Annotated in this window: 24 protein-coding genes and 1 pseudogene; 18 read left to right on the top strand and 7 right to left on the bottom strand. The window is 43.5% G+C overall.

The features are described 5' to 3' along the window. Positions 1–12 precede the first annotated feature (12 nt). The 4 genes from HMPREF0083_RS05585 (at position 13) to HMPREF0083_RS05570 (ending at position 4,780) form a co-directional block, all read left to right on the top strand. Positions 13–993 carry an MBL fold metallo-hydrolase gene (locus HMPREF0083_RS05585; RefSeq protein ID WP_021620156.1) on the top strand — a complete coding sequence of 327 codons (981 nt, stop codon included), beginning with the start codon at positions 13–15 and terminating at the stop codon, positions 991–993. A gap of 118 nt (positions 994–1,111) precedes the next feature. Next, a complete protein-coding gene (locus HMPREF0083_RS05580) occupies positions 1,112–1,771 on the top strand; it encodes a TVP38/TMEM64 family protein (protein ID WP_040301602.1) in 660 nt (219 codons plus the stop codon). A gap of 28 nt (positions 1,772–1,799) precedes the next feature. Beyond that, positions 1,800–2,426 carry a forespore capture DNA-binding protein RefZ gene (gene refZ, locus HMPREF0083_RS05575; protein ID WP_021620154.1) on the top strand — a complete coding sequence of 209 codons (627 nt, stop codon included), beginning with the start codon at positions 1,800–1,802 and terminating at the stop codon, positions 2,424–2,426. A 101-nt stretch (positions 2,427–2,527) separates the two neighbouring features. Beyond that, positions 2,528–4,780 carry a septation ring formation regulator EzrA gene (locus tag HMPREF0083_RS05570; protein WP_040301600.1) on the top strand — a complete coding sequence of 751 codons (2,253 nt, stop codon included), beginning with the start codon at positions 2,528–2,530 and terminating at the stop codon, positions 4,778–4,780. A gap of 227 nt (positions 4,781–5,007) precedes the next feature. Here the strand turns inward: HMPREF0083_RS05570 and HMPREF0083_RS05565 are convergent, their stop codons facing one another. From HMPREF0083_RS05565 to HMPREF0083_RS05550, 4 genes are all read right to left on the bottom strand, one after another. Beyond that, entirely contained in the window at positions 5,008–6,537 is a 1,530-nt protein-coding gene (locus HMPREF0083_RS05565) for a solute symporter family protein (RefSeq protein ID WP_021620152.1), read from the bottom strand. A gap of 3 nt (positions 6,538–6,540) precedes the next feature. Continuing rightward, on the bottom strand, positions 6,541–6,897 hold the full coding sequence (locus HMPREF0083_RS05560) for a DUF485 domain-containing protein (protein ID WP_021620151.1): 357 nt from the start codon (positions 6,895–6,897) through the stop codon (positions 6,541–6,543). Positions 6,898–7,231: 334 nt separating this feature from the next. Further along, on the bottom strand, positions 7,232–9,139 hold the full coding sequence (locus HMPREF0083_RS05555) for a DUF294 nucleotidyltransferase-like domain-containing protein (protein WP_021620150.1): 1,908 nt from the start codon (positions 9,137–9,139) through the stop codon (positions 7,232–7,234). Between the two features lie 3 nt (positions 9,140–9,142). Next, positions 9,143–10,456 (bottom strand): BaiN/RdsA family NAD(P)/FAD-dependent oxidoreductase, encoded by a 1,314-nt coding sequence (locus HMPREF0083_RS05550; protein ID WP_021620149.1) that lies wholly within the window; start codon positions 10,454–10,456, stop codon positions 9,143–9,145. Positions 10,457–10,602: 146 nt separating this feature from the next. On the opposite strand from HMPREF0083_RS05550, the gene HMPREF0083_RS05545 reads away from it, so the two are divergent. From HMPREF0083_RS05545 to HMPREF0083_RS05520, 7 genes and pseudogenes are all read left to right on the top strand, one after another. Next, a complete protein-coding gene (locus HMPREF0083_RS05545; RefSeq protein WP_051354548.1) occupies positions 10,603–11,403 on the top strand; it encodes a DUF169 domain-containing protein in 801 nt (266 codons plus the stop codon). A gap of 135 nt (positions 11,404–11,538) precedes the next feature. Next, positions 11,539–11,715, top strand: coding sequence for a hypothetical protein (locus tag HMPREF0083_RS27900; RefSeq protein WP_021620147.1), 177 nt, complete (start codon positions 11,539–11,541; stop codon positions 11,713–11,715). A 590-nt stretch (positions 11,716–12,305) separates the two neighbouring features. Further along, the gene (locus HMPREF0083_RS05535; protein ID WP_021620145.1) at positions 12,306–13,130 is read left to right on the top strand and encodes an electron transfer flavoprotein subunit beta/FixA family protein; all 825 of its coding nucleotides are present in this window, start codon (positions 12,306–12,308) and stop codon (positions 13,128–13,130) included. A gap of 1 nt (position 13,131) precedes the next feature. Beyond that, positions 13,132–13,275 (top strand): annotated as a pseudogene (locus tag HMPREF0083_RS29320) (DUF362 domain-containing protein); the annotation flags it as partial. Between the two features lie 138 nt (positions 13,276–13,413). Then, a complete protein-coding gene (locus HMPREF0083_RS05530; RefSeq protein ID WP_051354550.1) occupies positions 13,414–14,472 on the top strand; it encodes an electron transfer flavoprotein subunit alpha/FixB family protein in 1,059 nt (352 codons plus the stop codon). Beyond that, positions 14,465–15,760: an FAD-dependent oxidoreductase gene (locus tag HMPREF0083_RS30310; RefSeq protein WP_021620143.1), complete on the top strand. Its 1,296-nt coding sequence runs from the start codon at positions 14,465–14,467 to the stop codon at positions 15,758–15,760. Before HMPREF0083_RS05530 ends, HMPREF0083_RS30310 begins: the two co-directional genes overlap by 8 nt. Further along, entirely contained in the window at positions 15,742–16,056 is a 315-nt protein-coding gene (locus HMPREF0083_RS05520; RefSeq protein WP_021620142.1) for a ferredoxin family protein, read from the top strand. The genes HMPREF0083_RS30310 and HMPREF0083_RS05520 overlap by 19 nt, the downstream gene beginning before the upstream one ends. Positions 16,057–16,426: 370 nt before the next feature. Here HMPREF0083_RS05520 and HMPREF0083_RS29315 read toward each other — a convergent pair whose 3' ends face one another. Then, on the bottom strand, positions 16,427–18,148 hold the full coding sequence (locus HMPREF0083_RS29315; protein ID WP_021620140.1) for an acetate/propionate family kinase: 1,722 nt from the start codon (positions 18,146–18,148) through the stop codon (positions 16,427–16,429). A gap of 184 nt (positions 18,149–18,332) precedes the next feature. Here HMPREF0083_RS29315 and HMPREF0083_RS26205 point away from each other — a divergent pair, with 184 nt between their 5' ends. From HMPREF0083_RS26205 to HMPREF0083_RS27895, 4 genes are all read left to right on the top strand, one after another. After that, positions 18,333–18,983: a DMT family transporter gene (locus HMPREF0083_RS26205; protein WP_081696008.1), complete on the top strand. Its 651-nt coding sequence runs from the start codon at positions 18,333–18,335 to the stop codon at positions 18,981–18,983. A gap of 205 nt (positions 18,984–19,188) precedes the next feature. Next, entirely contained in the window at positions 19,189–20,262 is a 1,074-nt protein-coding gene (locus HMPREF0083_RS05505; protein WP_021620137.1) for a cytochrome-c peroxidase, read from the top strand. A 564-nt stretch (positions 20,263–20,826) separates the two neighbouring features. Next, positions 20,827–20,988, top strand: a complete 162-nt coding sequence (locus HMPREF0083_RS27020) for a sporulation protein Cse60 (protein ID WP_021620135.1) — start codon at positions 20,827–20,829, stop codon at positions 20,986–20,988. A gap of 66 nt (positions 20,989–21,054) precedes the next feature. Further along, positions 21,055–21,192, top strand: coding sequence for a hypothetical protein (locus HMPREF0083_RS27895; protein ID WP_021620134.1), 138 nt, complete (start codon positions 21,055–21,057; stop codon positions 21,190–21,192). Positions 21,193–21,243: 51 nt separating this feature from the next. Here the strand turns inward: HMPREF0083_RS27895 and HMPREF0083_RS05500 are convergent, their stop codons facing one another. Both HMPREF0083_RS05500 and HMPREF0083_RS05495 read right to left on the bottom strand, forming a co-directional pair. Continuing rightward, positions 21,244–21,441: a DUF378 domain-containing protein gene (locus HMPREF0083_RS05500; protein WP_021620133.1), complete on the bottom strand. Its 198-nt coding sequence runs from the start codon at positions 21,439–21,441 to the stop codon at positions 21,244–21,246. A gap of 92 nt (positions 21,442–21,533) precedes the next feature. Beyond that, positions 21,534–22,322: an SDR family oxidoreductase gene (locus HMPREF0083_RS05495; RefSeq protein ID WP_021620132.1), complete on the bottom strand. Its 789-nt coding sequence runs from the start codon at positions 22,320–22,322 to the stop codon at positions 21,534–21,536. Between the two features lie 153 nt (positions 22,323–22,475). Between HMPREF0083_RS05495 and fabG the strand changes: the two genes are divergently transcribed. The 3 genes from fabG to HMPREF0083_RS05480 all read left to right on the top strand — a co-directional run bounded on the left by fabG (position 22,476) and on the right by HMPREF0083_RS05480 (position 24,852). Continuing rightward, positions 22,476–23,216, top strand: coding sequence for a 3-oxoacyl-ACP reductase FabG (gene fabG, locus HMPREF0083_RS05490; protein ID WP_021620131.1), 741 nt, complete (start codon positions 22,476–22,478; stop codon positions 23,214–23,216). A gap of 71 nt (positions 23,217–23,287) precedes the next feature. Beyond that, complete coding sequence (locus HMPREF0083_RS05485; RefSeq protein ID WP_021620130.1) at positions 23,288–24,502, top strand: M20 metallopeptidase family protein; 1,215 nt, start codon at positions 23,288–23,290, stop codon at positions 24,500–24,502. Between the two features lie 131 nt (positions 24,503–24,633). After that, positions 24,634–24,852, top strand: a complete 219-nt coding sequence (locus HMPREF0083_RS05480) for a DUF1540 domain-containing protein (protein WP_040301594.1) — start codon at positions 24,634–24,636, stop codon at positions 24,850–24,852. Positions 24,853–24,882 lie beyond the last annotated feature (30 nt).

Below are 24,882 nucleotides of genomic sequence, written 5' to 3'. Positions count from 1 at the left end.
CAGGAGGTACATATGGAGCATAATAACAGCACAGAAGTACGCCAACTGCGTATCCCTACACCGTTTAGTGTAGGACCGATTAACATTTTTTTGTTAAAAGGAGAAACGTGTACACTAGTAGATGTGGGGCCGAAGACAAAAGAGGCGTTTGAATTAATAGAAAGCTTCATTAAGGAAAATGGTCTGGTCTGGTGTGACATTGATCGCATATTTCTTACTCATCAGCATGTGGATCATGTTGGCTTAACGGCTGAAATAGTGGAACGCACCGATGCCAAGGTTCTTGCACATCCTGATGCTGTACCTTATATAACGTTAGATGCAGAGTTTATGCACCATCATGATCATTTCTTCCATACGTTATACAGGGAGAATGGCGTGCCGGAAAAATTACTAGGGTATGTGGAACGTTTCAGGAAGATGATGGAAGCGTACAGCGAACCGGCGCCTGTTCATAAGACTATAACAGGTGGAGAGGTGCTGGAAGGGAATGAAGAGTGGGTAAGCATATTTACTCCCGGGCATACACAAAATCACCTTGCTTTGTTCAGGAAACGGGACGGGGTTATGCTATCCGGTGATTTTTTAATTAAAGAGATTTCTTCCAACGCATTCGTAGAGCCGCCAGCGCGCCCGGGATTGGAGCGTGCAAAGCCCTTGCTGGTGTATCGTCAGGCAATGAATAAAATAGCAAAAATGCCAATTCGTCGTATGCTCTCGGCGCATGGAGAGAGCATAGAAAACCATGCCGAACTTATCGCACATCGTTTACGGCGCAACGATGAGCGTGCAGAAAAAATATACGGTTTGCTAGAAGGTACAGGCAAAACGGTATTCGAGCTTTCAGCAGAGCTTTTTCCTTCCATTTACCTTAAGGAACTGCCGCTAACTTTTTCTGAGACACTGGGGCACCTGGATTTGCTGGAAGAACATGGTCGAGTAAAGCCTATATGGATAAAAGATGAGAACATATACCGTTATCGACAGGTATAAGTAGGAACAGCATGATTTGTTTCTTTTGGCAAAACCTCTCAAGGAAAGAGAGGTTTTTTTATGTTTTTAATGGTATAATTAAATTGAGTAATATGCATTAGAATAGGGAGGCGGTAGATTGAAACGTTTATTAGTTTCCGCCCTCTTTCTGACTGTGATGATCTGTCTGGTCATGCAGACTGAATTTGGCCATTTAGTTCGTACAGGAAACTTAGAACAAATTGCTGCATACATTCAATCATACGGTTGGATTGCTTTTCTTATTTCCATCGTAGCTATTGTAGTGCAAACATTTTTTCCAATTGTGCCTTTTGTGCTTTTGGCGGGAGCAAATGTTATTGCCTTTGGTCTTTGGCTTGGATTTGCAATCAGTTGGATCGGTGCTATATCGGCAGCGCTGGTAAACTTTCTTCTTGCCCGGTATGTAGGCAGGGACTGGGCAGAGAAGAAGATAGGACATCATTCATTTGTGAAAAATTTAAACCGGCATGCCGAAACAAAAGGATTTATTGTGATCCTGTTTGCCCGCTGGATACCGATTTTTCCTTCCAGTGCAATTAATACAGCTGCCGGTATTTCAAAGGTTCCATTTAAGATGTTTTTGTTTGCCACTTTGCTGGGCAAGGGTCCTGCTGTTTTATTTCAATCTGTTCTCGGCCATTATTTAATTCACTGGGAGCAGCATAAAGGCAAGCTTCTTCTTATTGCGCTCGGCCTGTGCCTATTTATGCTAGGAATCAATTATGTGAAGAAGAAAAAATCAACCTTGCTCTCATAAAGCAAGGTTTTTTTGGGGGGGACAGGCCGTGAAACGTTCACCGAAGCTAACGAAACAAAAAATTGTCGGAGCTGCAGTCGAATTGTTTGATTCTCAAGGATTCGACGGTACAACGGTACGGCAAATCGCGTGCAAAGCAGGAGTGAACGTGGCATTGATTTCCTATTATTTCAAAAATAAAAAAGGTCTACTGGAGTGGGTAATGGTAGATTACTATGAAAATATGTTTCACAGATTAGATGCCTGTCGCTATGATAGTGAATGGGAATCTCTGTCTGAACTATTACATAGTATGGTGGAGAACATGGTTCGCTTCCAGTGTGAGTCCCACCGGGTGACCAGACTGATTCAGCGGGAACTATCAGTGGAATCCATGCTTGGAAGAGAGATTATGAGTACGTATTTGGCCCGTCTTAAGCATTATTTTACCGCAATTATTGAAGAAGGAATTGCAGAAGAGGAATTTCCTGTGTTAGAGGTGAATGGAATCGTCATTCAGTTGCTAGCTATTATTAACTTTCCGTATTCATATCCACAGATTATTCGTGAAGTATTCTATCTGGAACCGCTTGATGAAAGATTTGTAGAACAAATGGTATGCTATACGTCTGACTTTTTACGGCATATGCTGACACCTATCAACATGGTTCGCTAAGTTTTTTATTTAGAAAGCATACTTGAAAGCAGGAACTTCCTTATTGCATACATAATTATTATAATAAGATAGATTGACTTTTCCTAAAGGAGTACGGCACGATGACATATATCAGAATACAACGGGTATCCCGTTTTTTTATAGTATGTACAATGATGCTTGCCGCTTTGGCAAGTCCTTATTATGCTTTAGCAGCTTCGCTACCGGCCTCTTTAAATAAATCCGTAACCGATGTTGATAATATTCTTAAAAAGAATGAAGAGAAAGAATTTACGAATTTGACTTCTGGTATGAAGCAAAAGTACAAGCTTATAGTGATTGCTAAAACTAAGCCAGCGACGCTTGAGCAGTATGCGCAAGAAGTAAAGAATAAGTTCAAAATAGAAGATGAGACAATGGTCATTGTCCTTTCTGTAGAAGACAAGAATATGGTTATTTTAAGCGGAAAGTATTTCCATGAACATGGTATTACACAGGAAGTTTTACAGCGTAAAATGGAATATTTTTTTGAACCGTATGCTAATCAGGGAACTTTAATGACTGGAGTGATGTCATTTGTAGGAGCTGTGAATGACGAACTCCAGGCACAAGGCCAAAAGCAGGGAAACGAGAATCAGGTAGTTCTGGCAGGAGCGGCGCCTGCCCCAGTCCCAGCAGTAGCGAATAATGTGACTTCCTGGCCTATTTGGCTACTCATTGGATTGGTGGTCATTGCTGTGGCTTTGGGAGGAGCAGCATTGGCATATACCAAGCGCAGTCGTGTGCTAAAAGAGGTTGACGAAGCGGACGAGTGGCGTACTAAGATAACAGACCAGCTTAACGCTTTTGAAATTGATTCTTCATGGAAAAAGGAACCGGGACGGGTTAAGGAGAAATATTTAGCTATTCTTACCTCATTAGATGATTTGAAGAAAGATGCGATTGCCGATGTAGAGCTTATTCTGGTTGATGCAGAAGAAAACTTAATGAAATTCCGTTTTAAAAGAGGCCGGGAAATTATTCAAGAAGCCAAAGAAAAATTATTCCGCATTGAAGAAGAATACCGCAATTTACATATCCGGCTGGACAAGCTTCGTGAAACGTTAAAGGATGTCGCCTCTTTGAAAGAAGAGACAGCTCAATTACATCAGAAAAACGAGCGTAGGTTAGACGAGCTTCGTATTCAATACGGTGTATCATTCCATGCACTGAAGGAGCAGATAAATCAATTCGACAGGGAATCACAGTCCATAAGGCAAGCAGAAGAGAAGGGTAACTTCGAAGAAGCGCACACTCATCTGCAATCATTAGCAGACGGACAGCAGAACCTAATGGAGCTATTGCAGAAAGTCCCGCTTGTACGTCAAACTATCGTGAAGGAATTGGATCAAGAAGTTCGTCAGCTGGATGAAGACGCCAAAGAAATGGTAGACGGCGGATATACGAATGGAGAAGAGTTTTTCACAGCACGTCTTGTGAAAATTCGGGGTAAAGTAGAGAAATTACCTATAATGTTCGATGAGGGAAAAGTGATGGAAGTGGAGAATCTCATTCTTGAGGTTCGTGAAGATATAGAAGCAATGTATCAGACGATGGAAGAAATTGTGACAAATAGGCATCAGTATCGGCAATATGTGACCGAACTTCCATATTATCTTAATGTATTAAAACAGGATCAAGATTATCTTTCCAACGAGCTTAGCGATTTGTCTCAGCGTTATCAAGTAGAGGATGGAGAAGCTTTTCATTACTACCAGCAGATTCCTGAGGTTGTTGCTGATATTGAAAATACGCTTGAACAGATTCACGGAAGTGATGTAAAGGAAGACTATGAACGGCATGGTGAGACGCTTACCCAGGTGACGGATCGTGTTACACAGATGATGGAGCGACGTGAATTCGTCATGAAAGAATTGAAGGATTTTCGTCGGGGAGAACGGGCAGCTCATGAAGATGTGCATGACTTGCGTAGCAGCCTTGCCCGTGTTGAACAGCAATTAAAGCGTCTGCATTTGCCAAAGATGCCTTATGGTATTACTAGTAATATAGAGCTATGTCGTCAGGCTGTTAGTACGGTAGAAGAGGCGTTAGAGGAAGTTCCATTGAAAATGCAAAAAGTCGATCATTTATTGAAAGAAGCGAAAGAACAGGTGTCGACTTTGCTTGAGGATGGGGCCGAGATGATCCGCGATATTCGGCTTACAGAGGATAAAATCCAGCGCACAAATCGCTTCCGTCGCTATGATAAGGAAATTGCCGCGCTGTTACAGACGGCAGAAGCGTCGTTTCATAACGGTGATTACCGGGAGGCACATGAAGCGGCTGATCAAGCTTTCCGTTTGGCACAAGAAAAATATGCGATTGAACAAAACTAGAGAGGGGATGCCCTCTCTTTTTTATGCATAAAAAGGGACACATCGAATTTGATGTGTCCAAATAAGGGAGTAGAGGTGTGAGAGTCAGTTGCAATTTCAAAGGGGAGTAGGTTCATTACTATATTTCCCCGCTTGTTCTAGTTTTAAACATCCACGCAAATAAAATATTTTTTTAGCGAGCGAAAAAGACTGCTCTTCAGAGCAGCCTTTTATCTTATAAACTATTATTATGCTGAATCGCGAATACCTGTATTTGCTTTTACGAGCACTTCGTCAAACTTTGCATCGCTCTCTGGACGTCCGAAAAGAAGAGCGCCCAGATAAGCAGAAAGAAAACCAACAGGTACCGAGATGAGAGCCGGATTTGTCAGGCTAATAAGCGGTGTGCCAGTAAAGATGGCTTTGCCTGGCGTAGGGTCTAGAACATTCGGGCTTACAACTACGAGAATAAGTGCTGTAAAGAGACCGACCAGCATGCCGGTAATAGCACCTGCCGTATTGAAGCGGCGCCAGAAAATTGTGTAAATAATAACCGGTAGGTTGGCGCTGGCTGCTACGCAGAATGCAAGAGATACAAGGAAAGCAACATTCATTTTTTGTGCGAACAGTGCCAGGATAACAGAAATGACAGCTACCCCGATAGAAGCGTAGCGTGCCGCTACCATTTGCTCTTTTTCAGTTGCTTTGCCTTTACGAATAATATGGCTGTAGAAATCATGGGCAAATGCGGAAGCGGCAGCTAGTACAAGACCAGCTACTACTGCCAGAATCGTAGCGAAGGCCACTGCCGCAACGAATGCCATCAGCAAGTCACCGCCTAGCACTTGTGCTAACAATGGAGCGGCCATGTTGCCCGCTGCGTTTGCTTCTATAATTGTGTCGCTACCTACAAAAGCGGCTGCACCAAAGCCGAGGAAAATGGTCAGAATATAGAAAATACCAATCAGCCATGTTGCGTATACGACTGATTTACGCGCTGTTTGCGCATCCTTTACCGTGAAGAAACGGATAAGGATATGAGGTAGACCGGCTGTGCCGAGCACGAGGGCAATATTAAGAGAAATGGTATCCAACCCATTTTTGTATTTGACTCCAGGATTTAAGTATGTGTCACCAAGCGGTGTAGCAGTCTTCATGTGATTGAACATTTCGGTAAAGCTGAAGTTAAACTTTGCAAAAACCATAACAGAGATGATAAAAGTACCTACCATCAATAAAACTGCTTTAACAATCTGAACCCAGCTGGTCGCCGTCATACCTCCGAAAATAACATATATGGTCATCAGCGTGCCGACGATGAGCACAGAAGTGGTATAATCCAGCCCAAGCAGAAGTTTAATGAGAGCACCAGCCCCCACAAGTTGGGCAATCATGTAAAAAGTGGAAATTGTAATCGTGTTAAGTGCTGCTACGCCGCGAACCTTAGCAGTATTAAAGCGAGCTGCGATCATGTCGGCCATCGTATATTTACCGAGGTTACGCAGTGGCTCGGCCACGATATACAATACGACGAGATAGGCTACCAGATAACCGATACTGAAGAAGAAACCGTCAAATCCGGTAAGGGCAATAGAGCCTGCAATACCAAGGAAAGAAGCAGCAGACATGTAATCACCGGCGATGGCTAGTCCGTTCTGCCAGCCCGTCAGGCCTCCGCCTGCTGTATAAAATTCGCTTGTTGTATTCGTTTTTTTAGAAGCATAGTATGTGATAATAAGCGTCGCTGCTACAATAAGAACAAAGAAAGTAAATGCCATAATTTATGCGCCTCCTTTTTGATGCTCTTCAATGATTTCATCAGAGATCTGATCAAAGGAAGCCGCTTTGCGGGAATAAATCATGCATAATGCCCAGGTCATAATAAATTGTCCGAAAGCATATATCCAGGCCCATGTGATCGCACCAATTGCCGGTGTATTCAATACATTGCTGTAGGAAGTCATAATTGGTAGTGTATAGTAAAAAATGAGGAAAAAGATGCACATGGGAACAATGAAGCTTCTTTTCTTCTGCATTAATGTCTTAAATTTCTGACTGCGAGCAATGGCCGTATAGTCAATGCTCTGTCCCCGTTTTCCTCCAGTACCAGAAGGCTTGTTTTCTGCAAGATTTGCCATTCCAGGTTCACTCCAATCGTTATTTTATATTTTTTGTCTATGTCTAGTTGATAAAATTTAGTCACCTCCCTGACACGAAATATTTTCGAAGTTGCCTTCACCCTGAAAGCGCGTTCACAACTCCTTTTTAATATTAAAATATTTATAAAAATTTGAAAACTGTATTTATTCGACTTTTTTCGACATATAAGCGATGGACTCTTTTCTTAATTTTCTATATTATGAGCATAAAAAGACAGTATGTTTCTTTTGCATTTATACAGAGCAGCAGAAACATACTGTCTAACAGCGTGGCTATGTTTGAACATTTTTGTCGACATAAGAAAGAGAAAGGCTAGATGCGTATACCTTGTACTTGAAACTGGCGAATTAATTTTTGTTGAAGCCACTTAGCTGTATAAAGAGCTTTTTTTATTTGCAATTGCTCCTCTTTTGGCAGATTTGCTACATGAAGCTCGTTGGAAAGAGGCTGTTTTTGCTTTGCTTGCTTCATATGTTCACGAATCCGGAAGTGAAGCAATGTGTTGAATGAATCTTTGATTTCATCATCTTCTTCCCGAGTAAATACGCGTCGTTCTGTAAGCTGTTCAAGGCGCTCCAGTGTGGGGACTGCCTCGATGCCTTCGAAAATGGATAGTATGCGCATCGCATTAACAAAATGGACAAGTGCCCCGCCTTTGATATCAATTCCATCCTTGATTTTTTTATCATAAATGATGCGGCCAAACATACCGAGCGGAACGCTGCATGAAGCATCATCTTCCGCCAGCAAATTGTAGATAAACGGAAAATCTTTTTTCCGTGTCAAAAAATAGTGCCTGAGTTCGTGGGCTAATGCCGTCTGTCCGTAGACAGGGCGGAAGTCGAGAAAAATTGTGAACATACGGATCTCTTCTCCTTGCATATGGGAGAACCAGGCGTTTATCATGCGTTTCCAATCAGAAAGCGACTTTCGCCATTTTGAATTGGTCGCCATTACATCGCCTTTGCAGCGTGGAAATCCACATGCTTCAAGCCCGGCAACAATTTTCTCTGCTAATGTAGCAAAATAATCATCGACCTCGGCATGGTGTGCCTCATTTTCAATATCAGGATAAATAATACCATTATCCTGATCCGTGCTCAATGTTTGTTCCTTACGCCCTTCGCTCCCCATTGTAATCCAACAATAATCCGTAGGAGGGGCCCCCTTACCTTCAGCGATCATTGCCCGTTCGGATAACGCAATAATCCGGCGTAACATTCGATCGTTGAATTCGGTAATAATAGAGCAGATTTCATGTGCTGCTGCCCCGTCATTCATCATCCCGTCAATAAATGCTATCACTTTTTTATGCTGCTTGGCTAATTCTTCGACAGTATGTGCTGAGTCTATATCTTTTACGATGCCAAGCACGGAATGGCTGCGGAAGTCTGTTAGCTTTTTGAGCGTTACAATGCCCGTCACTTTTCCGTGCGAAAGAACGGGTAGATGTTTCACCTGATGCTTCATCATTGCTAGCATTGCTTCATAAAAATATGCGCTTTCCGGTATGGTAATAACATCCCGGCTCATAATACTGTCAACGGAAAGAGAAGCGATGATCTCGTGTTTAGGCAGGAGGGCGATCAAATCACGTTCCGTTACAATACCGCGCAATGCATCGTCTTCTATAATTAATACAGAACTGACCTGCTCACGCAGCATAGCAGAGGCGACCCCGACTGCTGATGCATGAGGAGGAAGAGAAACGATGTCTGTTTCCATTAATTCGCCTACTTTTTTACGATATGGATACGTCTCGAATCCATGATGGCGTACGGAGGATTCCGTAGCAAGCGTGCGATACATATGTTGTAGACGCTTGCTGATATCATGGGTCAACTGTTCGGCAAATGAAGCATAGTCATGCACCAATCGGTTAAACAGCGATTTTTTGATAATCAAAAAACGGGAGTTTTCTAACGTTTGTACGGAAAAACGAGACGCATCTTCTGCAAGGGTATTAATCAATCCGGCCAACTCTCCGGGATGATAAAAGCGTATTGTGATTTCTTCACCTTCATCTGTCAGAATGATACTCTTAGCCATGCCCTCTAATAAGAAAAGTAAATGATTTTCCTGTTCACGCTCATGGATAACAAAATGGTGCTTTGGATAATCGGCCACAGTAGAGGACGTAAGAATTTCCTCGATAGCTTCCTTCGGCAGCGAGCGAAACAACTCGTTTTGTTGAATCATTTCTTTTACTCTTTCCTGCATCCTTTATCGCCCCTTGTTTTTTTGTTTTAACGGAATAAAACTTTCTTCTATTCCAAGGGCTTGTCTGGCAGCGGCCGATCCGGCAGCATGACCGGTTGTAAAAGCGACAGTGATGTTATAGCCCCCTGTGTGCGCATGTACATCGAGTACCTCACCGGCGAAAAAAAGGCCGCGTTTTACTTTCGATTGCATGCTTTTCGGATCAACTTCTTTGACGGTAATACCACCTCCTGTCACTGTGGCTTGTTCGAGCGGGAGCGTACCGGTTATTGTTACAGGAAATTGTTTCATAAGCTGTGCCATTTCCCGCCATTTGGTGTGTGAAATATGAGCGTATGTCGTATTCTCTTCTATATCGGCCATCTCCAGGATAAGATGGAGTAACCTTTCCGGTATATACGTGCGCAACACATTTTTAACCGCTTTTTTTGGTTCCTTTTTCATCATGTTCTGTGTTTCGCGCTCAATATTATCCGTCGTTTTATCAGGCAATATGTCAACGGTAAGCAGGAGAGGTGCAGGGCCGAATTTACGCTGTGTTACAGATACATAGTGGCTGACACGCAGGACGGCAGGCCCCGAAATACCGAAATGTGTAAATAGCATATCCCCTTCTTCAGTGCATACTTTTTTACCTTTCGGACTCCATAAAGAGAGGGTAACATCCCTCAATGACAAGCCTTGCAGCTTAGCCTTTTTAATATAGGCATCGTTTGCATTAAGCGGTACAGCAGTAGGAAACAGCTCGGTTACAGTATGTCCAGCGTCACGCGCCCACGGATAAGCATCGCCGGTAGAACCGGTAGTCGGTACGGAGCAGCCTCCTGTCGCGATGATAACATGCCGACAGTGAATGATTTCGCCGGATGAAAGCTCGACACCTTCCATATCAGTTTCACTGTATAGCAATTGTTTGACAGGTTCGTTTACACGAAGGAGAACACCGAGTCGTCTCACTTCATTAAGCAGTGCGTCCACCACTGTTTTTGCTTTGTCACTAGCAGGAAACATACGTCCCCGGTCCTCTTCTTTTAATGCAATGCCAAGTCCGGTAAAAAAATCGATAATTTCACGATTGCCGAAACTATGAAGTGCACTGAAAAGGAACTTCCCATTACCTGGAACGTTCTTTATGAGTTCTTCCAACGGTTTAGCATTTGTAACATTACAACGCCCACCACCGGAAATCATTAATTTTCGCCCCAATTTATTGCCTTTATCAATTAACATTACTTTAGCACCGTTCGTAGCGGCAGCTACAGAGGCCATCAAGCCTGCAGGTCCTCCGCCGATAACGATAACATCCCAATTTGACATGAAACCACCATCCTTCTCTATTATTTTTGACAGGCAGCTTCAAAGATTGCAACTTAAACATAAAAAAGTTGCAATCTGAAAAGGGAAAAGAAGAATTAGGAAGAATATAATAAATATTCAAACTTATATGAGAAAGGATGAAAAATATGAGTGAGACAAAACAGTTGCTGCGTAATGATAAGCTTGCGTTGCTGAATCGCGAAATCGAAAAACATGTGAGACCCGATACATTTCCCTTGGCAATTCGGGTGTTACGTCCGGGAGAGGAGATACCACCTAAAGCGAAGCGCCCTGTACATGATTTGCAAGTGCAGGTAAGTATCTGTCAGGGAATAACGATGTCACGTCGCTATGGCTGGGCTATTGCGATGGGCGGGGAAGACTTATCCTGTCCAATCGCAAAAGCGGCATTTCACTTTGAAGAGCCGGTTTCGTTCTATACGGAAGGAAATCTGGCACACGGTATGTATGCGGAGACATTGGCCTGTGCGCAACTAACGGAGGAAGAGGTACCGAAGTTCAGTAAAGAAGAGAGCGGGACGATTGTTGTCAGTCCGCTGAGCCGTGCGACATTCGAGCCGGACGTAGTAGTGGTATATGGCAATTCGGCTCAGGTTATGCGTATGGTTGCTGCGACGTTATTTAAAACAGGAGGCTCTATTTCCTCAGAGTTTTCAGCCAGAGCGGATTGTGCGGATATTATCATTCGTACAATACAGATGGATAGTCCGCAGGTTATTTTGCCGTGCTATGGTGACCGAGTGTTCGGTCAGACATATGATCATGAAATGGCTTTTTCTTTCCCGTACCGTATAGCAGACAATGTGATAGAGGGATTTGCTGGCACACATAAAGGTGGAGTGAGATATCCAATTCCGAGCTTTTTACAGTATCAGGCCAAATATCCTGCTACGTATGAAAAGCTAAACGATATGTGGAAAGAATAAGAAAAACAAGCGCAAAAATCGCATTGCAGGTAGTGTAGTATATCAGGAAATCCTTCCCACTTTCTCTTTGAACAATGGTATAATAATAAAAGAACCATTTTGATGTATTATTAGCGTTATGGGAGGGAGTCACCCATGGAAAGATACTTGAAATTGTTGTCTGAAAATGAACAAAAAAATGGCAACATGCAACATTTTGTCCTTGAATTAATTCGACAGATTACGTTTGATGCCAGTCTTTCGTCAAAAGAACGTACCGATGAAATTAAAAAAATTTATTGGGCGCTTGATGAACATGCAGGCGTAAAGTAAATTTTATATTGATGAGTCAAAAATACAGAGGGCTACCCATTTTGGGAAGCCTTTTTTTATTTGAGAATTTTTTTAATTAAATATCACCAGATAAAAAGATGAAGGCATTGGAAGGGATTCGGATCTTGGATTTAGCGAGGGTATCGGCCGGTCCACGCCCGGATGCGTTGAAAATCCGGCACCCGGATTGGGGGAGCATACGGAGATATATACACCAGAAGATATTCATCAGTTGCGCAGTGCAGGAGTTGTATAGAAAAAATGCAGCAAAGCGGCAGTTCGATGAAAATTTGCCGTTTTGTCTCTTTCCTGTGATTTTTCTAAAAAGAAAGCAGGAATCTTTTGAGGGATGACGAATACCAAGTATATAATAAAATGAAACAAACTTCACAGATACATATTCCCATCACTTTCACCATAAATACTATTAATATAGTAATTAAAATCAGAACATTCCGCCTTCTTTCTTCCAAGATACATCTCAGTTTATTTTCAGATTCTTTTTCATTCCGCCTAGTTTATTCACCATGATCATCCTGTGTATGTAATTTTTTTCACAATACATTCATTTTGCACAAGGAGGCTTTTTTATGCACATTCTGGTTTGCGTTAAGCAAGTACCGGATACAAAAATTATTAAAATCGATCCAAAAACAAACACGCTTGACAGGCGAGGTGTACCGGCTATTTTGAATCCGTACGATACACATGCTGTTGAGGAAGCAGTACGCCTGCGTGCCCGATATGGCGGCAAAGTATCCATTCTATCCATGGGGCCGCCGCAGGCCGTAGCTGCGCTTAAAAAGTGCGTGGAAATCGGTGCGGATGAGGGTTACTTAATCTCCGACCGCGCATTTGCTGGTGCGGATACGTTGGCGACCAGCTATGCGTTGTCACGGGCAATTAACCGTATTATGAAAGAAGAGCCAATCGATCTTGTCATATGTGGAAAAATGGCCATTGACGGAGATACCGGACAGGTAGGTCCTGGCATTGCACGGCGTATGAACATTCCTCCCCTCACAGGTGTGAAAAAAGTGGAGGAAGTGGATGAGGCAAACCAAAAAATTATTGTGCATCGTAAACTCGAAGACGGCTATGAAGTACTGACTTCTCCGTTGCCCTGCCTGCTAACGGTAGAGAAGGAAATTAACGAAGTTCCCTATTCACCGCTCCCCAATATGATCCGTGCGGCTCGCTATCAGCCCACCGTCTGGACAGTTAATGATCTAGAAGATGTGGACCGTAGTCAGCTCGGTCTAAAAGGTTCACCTACTATCGTGGGCAAGATGTTCAGCCCTCCGAAACCGGAGGGAGGAAAACGCCTTACAGGTACAGCAGAGCAACAGGTGAGCCAACTGGTCGAAGTTTTGCTAAAAGAAAAGCGCGAATTACTTGTACAGGGAGGCAAATAACATGGCCGTTACGATTTCTGCCGCTTGTATTTCCTGTGGCACATGTGTAGATACTTGTCCCGTCAGTGCACTGTACCTTGGGCCTGACAAATGTGAAGTAGACACGGCAAAATGCGAGGAATGTCAGGAATGCATTCCAGTTTGTCCAACAGAGGCAATTAGTCTGCCAAACCCAACGAAAGCAAAATCGGCTCCACCACCGCCTGCTCCCGCCGTTTCTGAACCGAAGAAAGAAGAGGCGAAAACGCCTGCTGTCGCTTCAAATGAGGCGATTGAAGCGAAAATCGAAGCAAAGCCGAGGTCGGGTGTTCGCACAGACGAATTCGCTGACCATGAAGGGGTATGGGTATTCATTGATCAAACGGACGGCAGGATTGCAAGCGTATCGCTTGAGTTGCTGGGAGCGGGCCGCCGCCTTGCCGATAAGTTGAACGTGCCGCTTGCCGGATTTATGCTTGGATACCAAATCGAGCCGCTATCTCAGACCTGTTTTGAATACGGTGCTGATATTGTTTATATGATTGATGATCCGGTATTAAAGAACTATCGTTCTGAAACATATATGAAGGGAACTGCCGATCTTTGTAATAAATACAAGCCGGAAATCATTCTGTATGGCGCAACCACTAATGGCAAAGACCTGGCGAGTGCTGTAGCTACGGATCTTGCAACAGGTTTGACCGCGGATTGTACGATGCTGGACGTGGATCCTGAAAAGCGTTTGCTTGAAGCGAGTCGTCCCGCATTTGGGGGGAATATTATGGCGACGATCCTCTGTAAAAATCATCGTCCGCAGATGGCGACGGTCCGCTCGAAAGTAATGAAAACGCTGGAGCCACAACCAGGCCGTCAGGGAATGTTAATTCATGAGCCGCTCGGTATACATGAGGATGATTTGCAGACGAAAGTGCTGAAAATTGTACGCGAGACAGGAAATAAGGTTAAGCTGGACGAAGCGCATATTATCGTCGCTGGCGGCAAAGGGTTAGGTGATGCGAAAGGATTTCAGATTTGTTACGACCTGGCCGAGGTGCTGGGCGCGAGCGTGGGTGCAAGCCGGGATGCGGTGGAGGCGGGCTGGATCGACCATCACTATCAGATTGGGCAGACAGGTGTGACGGTGACGCCGAAGATTTATTTTGCCATCGCCATTTCAGGCGCTGTCCAGCATATTGTTGGTATGCAAAATTCCGAATTTATTATTGCGATTAATAAAGATCCAGATGCACCGATTCATAGTGTTGCCACCTACAGCATTGTTGGTGACGCCTTTGAAGTGGTGCCTAAGCTTATTGAAGCGTTCAAAAAAGTCACACAAGGCGGTGAAGCGGTCCATGTCTGAGAAATTTGATGCAATTGTTGTCGGTGCAGGTCCTGCGGGCACATCAGCCGCATATACTATGGCAAAAGCCGGTTTGAATGTATTGCTAATCGAAAGAGGAGAATATCCCGGGGCTAAGAACGTAATGGGCGGAGTATTGTACCGTCATCAGATGGAGGAGATGATCCCGGAGTTTTACAAGGAAGCCCCTGTTGAACGCCCTGTAGTGGAGCAGCGTTTCTGGATGCTGGGTGAGGATTCGGTATTTACGAGCGGCTATAAGGGATTGGAGTGGGCGAAGGAACCATACAATAATTTTACGGTGCTGCGTGCCAAATTCGATCAGTGGTATGCCAGTAAGGCTGTGGAAGTCGGAGCGCTTCTAATTAACGAAACCGTTGTTACTGAATGTATTGTCGAAGATAACAGGGTGATCGGCGTACGTACAGACCGCCCGGATGGTGATGTATACGCCGATGTTGTCGTACTGGCAGATGGTGTGAACTCGTTGCTTGCCAAATCACTTGGCTTCCATAAAGAGTTCAAACCAGAGGAAGTAGCTCTCGCTGTCATGGAGGTTATTAATCTTCCAGCGGAGAAAATTGAAGACCGTTTCAATTTGGAGCCGAATCAGGGCACAACAATTGAAATTTTCGGTGATGCGACTAAAGGAGCTCTCGGGACCGGATTTATTTATACAAATAAAACAAGCATTAATATTGGTGTTGGGACGACATTATCTGGGATGATTAAGCTTAAGCTTCGTCCGTATGACCTTCTCGATTATTTGAAGAACCATCCGATTGTACGCCCATTAATAGGTGGAGGTGAGCCGATGGAATATGCGGCGCATCTCATTCCGGAAGGGGGCTTCCATTCGATGCCAAAAATCGTAGGTAATGGAGTCGTAGTCGTAGGCGATGCAGGTCAGATGGTTAATAGCATTCACCGTGAAGGAAGCAATATGGCGATGACGTCCGGTCGTCTGGCAGCCGAAACGATTGTACTTGCAAAAGAGGCGAACGACTTCTCTGCAAACATGCTTGATACGTATCGTATCCGGTTGCTTGAGAGTTTTGTCGGCCAGGATTTGAAAAAATACAAAGATGCTACACATACATTTGAATCGTATCCACAGTATTTTAAAGAATATATTCCAATGATTAATCAAGCGGCCAGTCAATTCTTCACAGTGGATGGTATACCGAAACGGGAGAAACAGAAAAAAATCTTCAAAAGGTTAACGGAAGGTAAAAGTAAGCTGGGCATGGTTCAAGACATTTATCGCGCATGGAAGGTGATGAAATAATGACTCTTGTACCACATACGAATACGATTGAAGAGAAGCAGTATTTGGTTCGGTTCAGGGCGGATACAAAGTCGCATCTGCATGTGTTAGATCATGATGTGTGTGCTACGAATTGTCCGGATAAGCTTTGCACGGTATTTTGTCCGGCTGAGGTATATAAGTGGGAAGGGATGCGGATGGCGGTTGGCTACGAGGGCTGTCATGAGTGCGGAAGCTGCCGCATTGGCTGTCCGTATCAGAATATTAAGTGGGAGTATCCAAAGGGCGGGCATGGGATTGTGTTTCGTCTAGCTTAGCCTACAAATCAGTAAGCTAAAGCATTATATATACATCTGATTTGATACATCAACACATTTTGGTGGTGGGAGGTAAGAGAAGAAGGAAGGACGGTGGACGGGAGCGGTCGGAAAAACACACGCTGGCCCTTCTTCTGCCGGAGAGCAGGGGCATCCACCCTCTTCTTTTTCCGAATCTCCTCCTTCCAGCCACACTCCCCTGTCAAAATACCGAGTGTAGCTTATATAGGTTCTATCCGTCTTTATTAAAATGCCGCCAGGGAGTCGTGTCCTTGGCGGCTTATTTATTATGAGCCGAATCGCCGTACATCAATTGGTATATACAGAGATGTAAAAGGTACGGGAGCAATCCTATTCGATTGTTGAGTTTTTACACACTGATCATTTGTGTTACGAGCTGATAAGCATCGCGAGCCATAATCAGTTCCTCGTTCGTTGGGATAACCATGACTTTAACTGGAGAGAAAGGAGTACTGATGAAACGCTCTCCTGTAGCACGGTGGTTGGCATGTTGATCGATGACAACACCTGCGTGTTCAAATCCAGCACAAATTCTTTCACGGATTTCAGCGCTATTTTCGCCAATTCCGGCAGTGAAAATAATGCCGTCTACTCCATGGAGTCTAGCTAAATATTGCCCGATATACGCCTGGATTCGTTTCGTAAACACGTCAATGGCTAGCTTGCAACGTTCATCCCCTTCTCGGATGCCCTGAAGAATATCCCGGATGTCGTTTGATTTTCCAGAAATGCCAAGTAATCCGCTTTTTTTGTTTAAAATGTTTTCTACGACCCCATGAACATCCGTCCCTTCAATCTCCGCTAGATAAGGAATGATACCCGGATCGATATTTCCGCTACGTGTGCCCATACTGACGCCAGAAATTGGAGTGAAGCCCATCGTTGTATCGTAGGAGATTCCGTACCGGATCGCGGTAAGGGATACACCGTTTCCGATATGGCAGCTAATGAGACGCAATTTTTCTTTTGGCATTTCTAGCATGACTTCTGCTCGCTCCATGACATACCGATGGCTGGAACCATGGAAGCCGTATTTGCGAATTTTATAGTTCGTATAGTATTCATACGGAATTGGGTAAATAAACGAAGAAGGCGGCATCGTCTGGTGGAACGCGGTATCGAAAATAGCCACTTGAGGCAAGTTGGGAAACAGCTTTTCCGTCCATTCAATACCTAGCAAGTTTACCGGATTATGGAGCGGTGCAAACGGAGTCAGCTTTTTAATAGCGGCTTTTACACGTTCGTCAATGATGATAGATTGCGCAAATTCTTCTCCCCCATGCACGATGCGGTGAGCAATTGCATCAATGCGGTATAGCTGCATATCTTGTGCAATTTGGAGTAGATGTTGTCCATACTCCTCTTTCTTGATATGTTCGATAACACCGGAAGCTAGCAACTGCTTGTTTGGCATACGGTATAGTTTGTACTTAATAGATGAACTGCCGCAGTTGAAGAGAAGAATTTGTCTTTCTTCCACCACTTCAAGCTGATGATAGGAGTCAACCTGAATAATTTCAACTACATCACTGTTTTTTAGCCCGGCTGCATTCCCTTCGTCCGTATCGATGTGGAACTCAAGCACAAAGCTAGGATGCACCCGACAAAGTACTTTTTCAAGAATTAAGGAGCGTTCACCATCTACACGTACACTTACATGTTCATTGTCTTTTACACCGATTTTTGCAGCATCGGTTTCGTTCATATGAATATGGCGTGCTGCTATAATTAATCCTTCTTGAAGCATTACTTGTCCTCTGGGGCCAATGATGGTTATACCAGGTGTTTCTGCTAAATCGCCAGAATCCCGCATTGGAGGGTTTACCCCAAGAACGTAGCCATCCGTTTTTGAAATTTCAACTTGGGTTTTGTTACGCTCAGGACCGAGGATGCGTACATGGCTAATTTTCCCCTTTGGTCCTTCTATATCAATTGTTTCCTCAGCAGCAAATTGTCCTTTTTGCCGTAAATCCTTTATTTTCGTTAATTCATAACCTTTACCGAACAAAATATCAAGGTGTTCACGTGACAAATGGACATGTCGATTCGAAATCCCTACAGGAATTTTCACAGTTACTCCACTCCTTTTTGGTGAAAACGATTAGAAGAAAGGAAGCATCCTGCTGTTTTCATGCCGTTCGTTTTCACGAATTATAATAGTCAATACAAAACCAATCATATGCAAAAATGGATCGATAAACAATGAATTATATGTTAAATTTGGTATCGTGTAAGTTTGTGTAAGATTTTAACATATATTATATCAACGAATTATTAGCAGTATCTCAGCAATTCTAATAGGAACAACCCCAATCTTCACCATTATTCTGGTTAGACTCTTTGTTCCCGATGAAAAACTAAATATAAAAAATCTGTTTAGCATCATTATTGGTTTTATTGGACTCAGTATTCTTATAGGTCCCGGGATTACTTCAGTCAGTTTGCATAATAGTTTACTTGGAGACGCAGCAATTTTGGGAGCGGCACTTAGCTTTGCGGCTTCACTTATCTTGATTAAGCGGCTACCACCGATCTCCTCCGTCTTAGCTATGCGTAATGTGTTATTTATCGCTACGATTATTCTTATCCCTCTGTCTCTCATATTCGATGCACCATGGACAATAAGATTGACATTGCAACAAACTATTGCGGTTATTGTATTAGGAACCGTGCAGGCTGGAATCGTCTATATGCTTTATTATATTTTGATTAATCGTACAGGGGCCACATTTGCTTCCCTAACTAATTATCTTGTTCCATTGTTCGGTGTCATACTTGGAACTGTATTTTTAGATGAACATTTGAAATGGAGTGACATTGCCGCACTTTTACTTATTCTTATTTCATTAGGAGTGAACGAGATAAAGGGGTGGGGAAAAGAAGTGGGTCTGAAAGGAGGTTGCTGATTATCAGCAACCTCTTTGCTTTATAATGAATAATTTTTTTATATTAAAAACGGTGTATATGATATATTGGAAATATTTCACAATATATTCAAACTCGTTCAGCTTATTGTAACTGTTTTAAATATATAATTAATATAAGGTAATACAAATACTAGAAAAAATGGAAGGAATGCATTTTCATAACGATTGTTAAGGAGATGAGGTAATGAAGAAGCTAAAAGCCATAGGAGTAGGAGTCTTGGTAACTGTATTATTGGCGGGGTGCAATAATACCCCTGTTAATAATGCTGAAGGGGAAGCGTCGACTAAAATCGAACAGGATAAACAAGTAAAACAAGCGTCTAAGGAAGATGCGGAATTGCAGGCTTTGCTGGCAAAATTCCAGCCGTTGGGCGAAATGCCGGTTCCGGCAGACAATCCAATGAGTGCAAACAAAGTAGAGTTAGGTAAAAAATTATATTTTGATCCGAGATTATCCGGCAATAATAAATCAAGCTGTATGTCATGTCATGTTCCGGGTGCAGGTTATGGCGATAACTTGCCTACATTTGTAGGCTTTGAAGGATTTAAAGGAGCGCGTAACAGTCCAACCATTATCAATGCTGGTTATTATACGTCTAACTTCTGGGACGGGCGTGCAGCTAGTCTTGAAGAGCAAGCACTAGGTCCGATTCAATCCGAGGCAGAAATGAATCAAAATCTTGATGTATTAGTGAAAGAACTAAAATCTGTTCCTGCTTATGTAGATGAATTTAAAGCAGTTTTCAATGATGAGATTAACGCTAAAAATATTGCGAAGGCGCTTGCGACATTTGAAAGAACAATTGTAATTAACGATACAAAGTTTGACCGTTTTTTAAAGGGCGATAAAGGAGCATTAACGGAGCAACAGATTGAAGGGATGAAGCTGTTTGCCGGGAAAGCAAATTGTATGTCGTGCCACGCAGGACCGACGCTTTCGGATCAAAGTTTCCATAACATTGGCATAGAAGGAGATGATGGGCGCTACGGTGTGACAAAACAGGAGGCGGATAAAGGGAAGTTCAGAACACCAGCTTTACGAGGTATTGCCCATACTGCTCCATATATGCATGACGGCAGCATAAAGACACTGCGTGAGGTCATTGAGTATTACAACAAAGGAGGAGGTGCCCATCCGAACAAAGACCCCTTAATGCAGCCTATTAACTTAAACGATCAGGAGATTGATGCATTGGTCGCTTTCTTGGAGGCGTTAAGCGGTGAGGTGCCAGTTGTGGAACCGCCAAAGCTTCCATAGTAAATTCCCATGGTAAACGATTGCGAGCTTGGATAGCTGCTATTCTATGTTTAATGAATAGCGGCTATTTTATTTTTTGACAGATGTGTGTGCCATCGAAATATATATATCTGATTTACTCAATCGACAAATGCTTGCAGTGGAAAGGAGCGGCTGGGAAAAGGCACATTTGCCTTTCTTCTGCTGGAGCGCAGATGCATCCAGCCTTTACTTTCCCTGACTCTTCTATCTTTAACCACAAGCATTTGTTAATACATCAAGTAAATTCTATATAGTTACATTGTTGGTTGAGACATCTCACGAACAATTAGCCAGAATGCGATAATAAATAGAAGAATCCAGAACCATGCCTTCTGAAAAAAACGTTTCTTTTTTACGGGGTTCATATTGAATATCCTCTCCGTTTCCTTCGCTGTGTCGACGGCATACGCAGGAAAGCTAGCCGTGATAGCCTGGATTTGTTTTTTATTCTTTACCCCGTTTTTAGGGTGGGCTACACATAAATTTATAAGTCTGACTTGTTTGGTGTATGCATAATATAAAAAGAAAAGGGGATAAAGCCGAATGATTCAGGTCAAAGAGTTTATGTATGCGCGTGGCGGAGATGCAGAGCGGCGGATAAACGAGTTTTTGGCCGGATTGGAGGAGGCTCAGCTTGTCGACATAAAATATAATATTTATAGCGAGCTGGTTAGTTGTATTCTCATCGTATATAAAACCTGCTAAGCACTTTACTTTTTGGTTTCAAATTCATAATATCCGGGTATACTAGTGCCAAGGAGTGATTCGCACGTGGATAAATACCCGGATAAGATGCAGGACTTGGATAATAAGAAGCGGGAAATGAAGCTGGATAAAACCATAGACGAACTGCGAAACGAACTCAATAAGCCTATATGGAAAGAAATTATAAGGAAAAGCACCGAATGAAGTTCGATTCGGTGCTTTTTTGTTAAGGACTGTTTATTTTCTTGTATTGGTTCAGGAAGCCGTTCGGCGTTCACGGAACAACAAACTGATGGAGTATAGTCCCGCTAAGCCGATGAGAGAATATACAATACGGCTTAAGAACGAGCTTTCACCGTTAAACAACGCTGCTACAAGGTCCCATTGAAACAAGCCTACCAGTAGCCAGTTGATGGCCCCGACGATAACAAGAATGAGAGCTAAGCGATCCATGCTTTCTTCATCTCCTTTCTAGACCTGTATTTTCATTATGTCCATTTTCATTATGGATAATCAGAAAGGAGAAAACACCCAGAAAGCGTTCATTATTTTTTGTTTAAAAGTGGAGCGATAAGCCGTTCGAAAAAGCGTGGAAACAGGTGAGACAAAACGACCCCAATCTGCATATAGCGGGGAATGGTGATGTCTCCTTGTCGGGTATGGATAGTGTGCAGAATTGCCTGTGCTACAGATTCCGGTGTTACCATGAATTTTTCTACGCTGCGTCGGTAGTCGCCCGCAGGATCGGCGTGATCAAAGAAGGGAGTACATACAGGTCCAGGATTTACAGACGAGACGGATACGCCGCTGCCTTTCAATTCCTGACGCAAACTTTGTGTGAAGCCGATAACGGCAAATTTACTGGCGGAGTAGCCGCTTGATTTCGGAGTAGCCAGCTTGCCGGCAACCGAAGCGACGTTAACGATATGTCCACTTTTTTGTTTCAGCATATAGGGTAATACGGCTCTTGTGCAACGAACGGTGCCAAGGTAATTTACATTCATCATTCCTTGTATATCTTCCAGTGTCGTATCGGTAAATGATGAAAATATTCCGTAGCCTGCATTGTTAATCCACATATCAATCCGTCCGTATTGGGCATGAATATTTGCCACAACGTCATCAATTTGTTCCATGTTTGTTACATCTAATGAATGAAAGCCTATATTTGACGTTTTATGTTTAATCTCCTCCACAATTGCACGCAGTGAATCTTCAGAACGGGCCAATAGTATAGGGGTAGCTCCGAGCTTTGCTGCAAGCAGGGCACACGATTTTCCGATTCCGCTGGAAGCACCAGTAATAGCAATAATTTTATCTTGAAGCTTTTTCATCCATTCACCTCCTGTTCATTAGGTTTGACAGAATAAGCCCAATCCCTGCTCTCTGCTAAGTGAAAAAATACTTTATTGTGCATTTGACAATACGTGTCACATTTCGCCTATAGGCGAATAAACTGTAGAAAGCCATCTTCAGGAGGGGTTTGGATGGAATTCGAGAAGCAGAGCGCGCTGATTACTGGTGGAGCGAGCGGTTTAGGGAGAAAAGCAGCACAACTGTTCTGCGAAAGAGGCGTCCATGTAATTGTTGCCGATGTGAATGAAGAAAAGGGTATACAGACGGTCACTGAATTGCGAGAAAACGGTGGAAAAGCGGATTTCATTCAGGTGAATGTAGCTGATGAAGCATCTGTACAGACACTAATAGAAGGGATTAGGCAGAAGATCGGACGGCTTGATATCCTTATCAATAACGCCGGCATTACCCGTGACGGCATGTTGCATAAGATGGGAAAAGAAAAATGGGATCAAGTTATTGCTATTAACTTGACCGGTGTATATGTATGTACGAAAGCAGCGATCCCTCTTATGCTGGAAAACGGATACGGACGCATCATCAATACATCCTCAGTAGTCGGGCTCTATGGTAACATCGGTCAAACGAATTACGCCGCTGCCAAAGCCGGGGTTATTGGCTTGACGAAAACGTGGGCTAAGGAACTTGGCGCAAAAGGTATTACGGTGAATGCAGTAGCACCTGGCTTCATCCGCACACCCATGCTAGATGCTGTGCCGGAAAAAATTTTGGAAATGATGCGCCAAAAAGTTCCGGTTCTACGTATAGGTGAAGCGGAAGACATCGCACGAGCCTATGTGTTCCTCGCTTCCCCGCAGTCTTCTTATATTAATGGAGCCGTTTTGTCGGTGGATGGCGGACTTACATTATAATTTTGTCTTTTCAAAATCCTCTCCATCTTCTACTATATATAATAACAAGAAGGAAGCGGAGGGGATTTTACATGGATAGCAAGCTCGTAAACCATGCGCATAATCATGCGGACAAGCAAGCAAGGATAAACCCGCTCGTGGACGAATATACAGGATGGATAGTGGAAGCACGTCGCCATCTTCATCAAAATCCGGAATTGTCACATCATGAGATGAAGACTGTAGGCTATATTCGAGAACAGTTGGAAAATATGGGGCTTGCCACCCGCTCTTATACTGGAAAAGATGTTGTAGCCTATATAGAAGGAACTGAAGCGGGTAAAACGGTTGCGTTGCGTGCCGATATTGATGCGCTGCCGATTCAGGAAGAGACTGAATTACCTTTTGCTTCACAAAATCCAGGCGTTATGCATGCTTGCGGACATGATGGTCATACGGCAATTTTACTCGGGGCGGCTCGGGCGCTTGTAAGTGCAAACATGCCTTTTTCCGGCAAAATTAAACTGATTTTTCAACATGCCGAAGAAGTTGTACCGGGCGGAGCAAATGAACTGGTGGAAGCTGGCGCGCTCGACGATGTGGATGCCATTTTTGGCCTGCATCTGTGGCAGAATGTAGATAGTGGGCTTTTAGAGACTTGCGCCGGTCCGATTATGGCTGGTTCCGATTCTTTTACTATTAAGATTCAGGGGAGAGGCGGGCACGGTTCAATGCCGCATCTCACTATCGATCCGATCGTTATCGCATCCCATCTTGTAACGCAATTGCAAACAGTAGTGAGTCGTTCGCTTAATCCGTTATATCCGGCAGTCATCAGTGTAGGGCAAATCTACTCGGGTGATACATACAATATTATCCCTGACACAGCACAGTTGCAGGGCACGGTCCGCTATTTTCATCCGGATGTACAGGATGAGGTTCCCCCGCTTATTGAGCGTTTGGCAAATGGAGTGTGCGCATCATTTGGAGCCGTGTCCACGTTCGAATATGTAAAAGGAGACCCTTCTGTTGTCAATGATTCACGTATGAATTCGATTGTGGAACAAGTAGGATGTAAGGTTTTGGGTAAAGAGAATGTAAGACCGGCTGTGCCGAGCATGGCAGGAGAAGATTTCTCCTATTATTTGCAACGTGTGCCGGGTGCATATTTCTTCCTTGGCATTCGTAATGAACAAGCAATCTACAGTCATCACCACCCTCGCTTTACGATTGACGAGAAGATGCTCCCTGTTGGTAGTAAGTTATTGGCTGGCATTGCGCTTGAATATTTGGAACAGCAACGGTAACACGTGCGAGTCGTTTGGAAAAAAAATAGACGAATACGTGCAAGCAGCAGCGTAGACCCTATATAGCAGGGAAGGGCGGGCTGCTTTTATACAGCGGCCCTTCTTAAGCAAATCAAAGGGGGGGCTTTTTTGTGCCGCAAGGTGTAAAATGCAGTGTATCGAACTGTGTATACTATGCAGTGGGAAATAACTGTAGCGCACAAGTAATCATGGTTGATGTGGATCAGCATGCCAATACTAATTATAAAGAAGAAATCGGAGAAATTGGCATCTCTTCTGATCGCCAAGAACAGGCTTCCAATTCGGGTCAGACATGCTGTCATACGTTCAAATCGAAGAACAGAGGATAACCCGAACCATACTTTTACGGAGATGAGGGA

It is taken from the genome of Aneurinibacillus aneurinilyticus ATCC 12856 (assembly GCF_000466385.1).
In the GTDB taxonomy this organism is placed as follows: Bacteria; Bacillota; Bacilli; order Aneurinibacillales; family Aneurinibacillaceae; genus Aneurinibacillus; species Aneurinibacillus aneurinilyticus.
The sequence above is the reverse complement of the archived record's forward strand: the minus strand, read 5'-3'. Positions and strand labels throughout refer to the sequence as shown.

What these genes read in the sequence shown, in the direction of transcription:
- HMPREF0083_RS05505 (WP_021620137.1), top strand. Translation starts at nt 19,189, where the DNA reads ATGAAGAAGCTAAAAGCCATAGGAGTAGGAGTCTTGGTAACTGTATTA.
- HMPREF0083_RS05520 (WP_021620142.1), top strand. Translation starts at nt 15,742, where the DNA reads ATGGAAGGTGATGAAATAATGACTCTTGTACCACATACGAATACGATT.
- HMPREF0083_RS05535 (WP_021620145.1), top strand. Translation starts at nt 12,306, where the DNA reads ATGCACATTCTGGTTTGCGTTAAGCAAGTACCGGATACAAAAATTATT.
- HMPREF0083_RS05495 (WP_021620132.1), bottom strand. Translation starts at nt 22,322, where the DNA reads ATGAAAAAGCTTCAAGATAAAATTATTGCTATTACTGGTGCTTCCAGC.
- HMPREF0083_RS05565 (WP_021620152.1), bottom strand. Translation starts at nt 6,537, where the DNA reads ATGGCATTTACTTTCTTTGTTCTTATTGTAGCAGCGACGCTTATTATC.
- HMPREF0083_RS30310 (WP_021620143.1), top strand. Translation starts at nt 14,465, where the DNA reads ATGTCTGAGAAATTTGATGCAATTGTTGTCGGTGCAGGTCCTGCGGGC.
- fabG (WP_021620131.1), top strand. Translation starts at nt 22,476, where the DNA reads ATGGAATTCGAGAAGCAGAGCGCGCTGATTACTGGTGGAGCGAGCGGT.
- HMPREF0083_RS05545 (WP_051354548.1), top strand. Translation starts at nt 10,603, where the DNA reads ATGAGTGAGACAAAACAGTTGCTGCGTAATGATAAGCTTGCGTTGCTG.
- HMPREF0083_RS05570 (WP_040301600.1), top strand. Translation starts at nt 2,528, where the DNA reads ATGACATATATCAGAATACAACGGGTATCCCGTTTTTTTATAGTATGT.
- HMPREF0083_RS05555 (WP_021620150.1), bottom strand. Translation starts at nt 9,139, where the DNA reads ATGCAGGAAAGAGTAAAAGAAATGATTCAACAAAACGAGTTGTTTCGC.
- HMPREF0083_RS05500 (WP_021620133.1), bottom strand. Translation starts at nt 21,441, where the DNA reads ATGGATCGCTTAGCTCTCATTCTTGTTATCGTCGGGGCCATCAACTGG.
- HMPREF0083_RS05585 (WP_021620156.1), top strand. Translation starts at nt 13, where the DNA reads ATGGAGCATAATAACAGCACAGAAGTACGCCAACTGCGTATCCCTACA.
- HMPREF0083_RS27900 (WP_021620147.1), top strand. Translation starts at nt 11,539, where the DNA reads ATGGAAAGATACTTGAAATTGTTGTCTGAAAATGAACAAAAAAATGGC.
- HMPREF0083_RS05550 (WP_021620149.1), bottom strand. Translation starts at nt 10,456, where the DNA reads ATGTCAAATTGGGATGTTATCGTTATCGGCGGAGGACCTGCAGGCTTG.
- HMPREF0083_RS05560 (WP_021620151.1), bottom strand. Translation starts at nt 6,897, where the DNA reads ATGGCAAATCTTGCAGAAAACAAGCCTTCTGGTACTGGAGGAAAACGG.
- HMPREF0083_RS27020 (WP_021620135.1), top strand. Translation starts at nt 20,827, where the DNA reads ATGATTCAGGTCAAAGAGTTTATGTATGCGCGTGGCGGAGATGCAGAG.
- HMPREF0083_RS05485 (WP_021620130.1), top strand. Translation starts at nt 23,288, where the DNA reads ATGGATAGCAAGCTCGTAAACCATGCGCATAATCATGCGGACAAGCAA.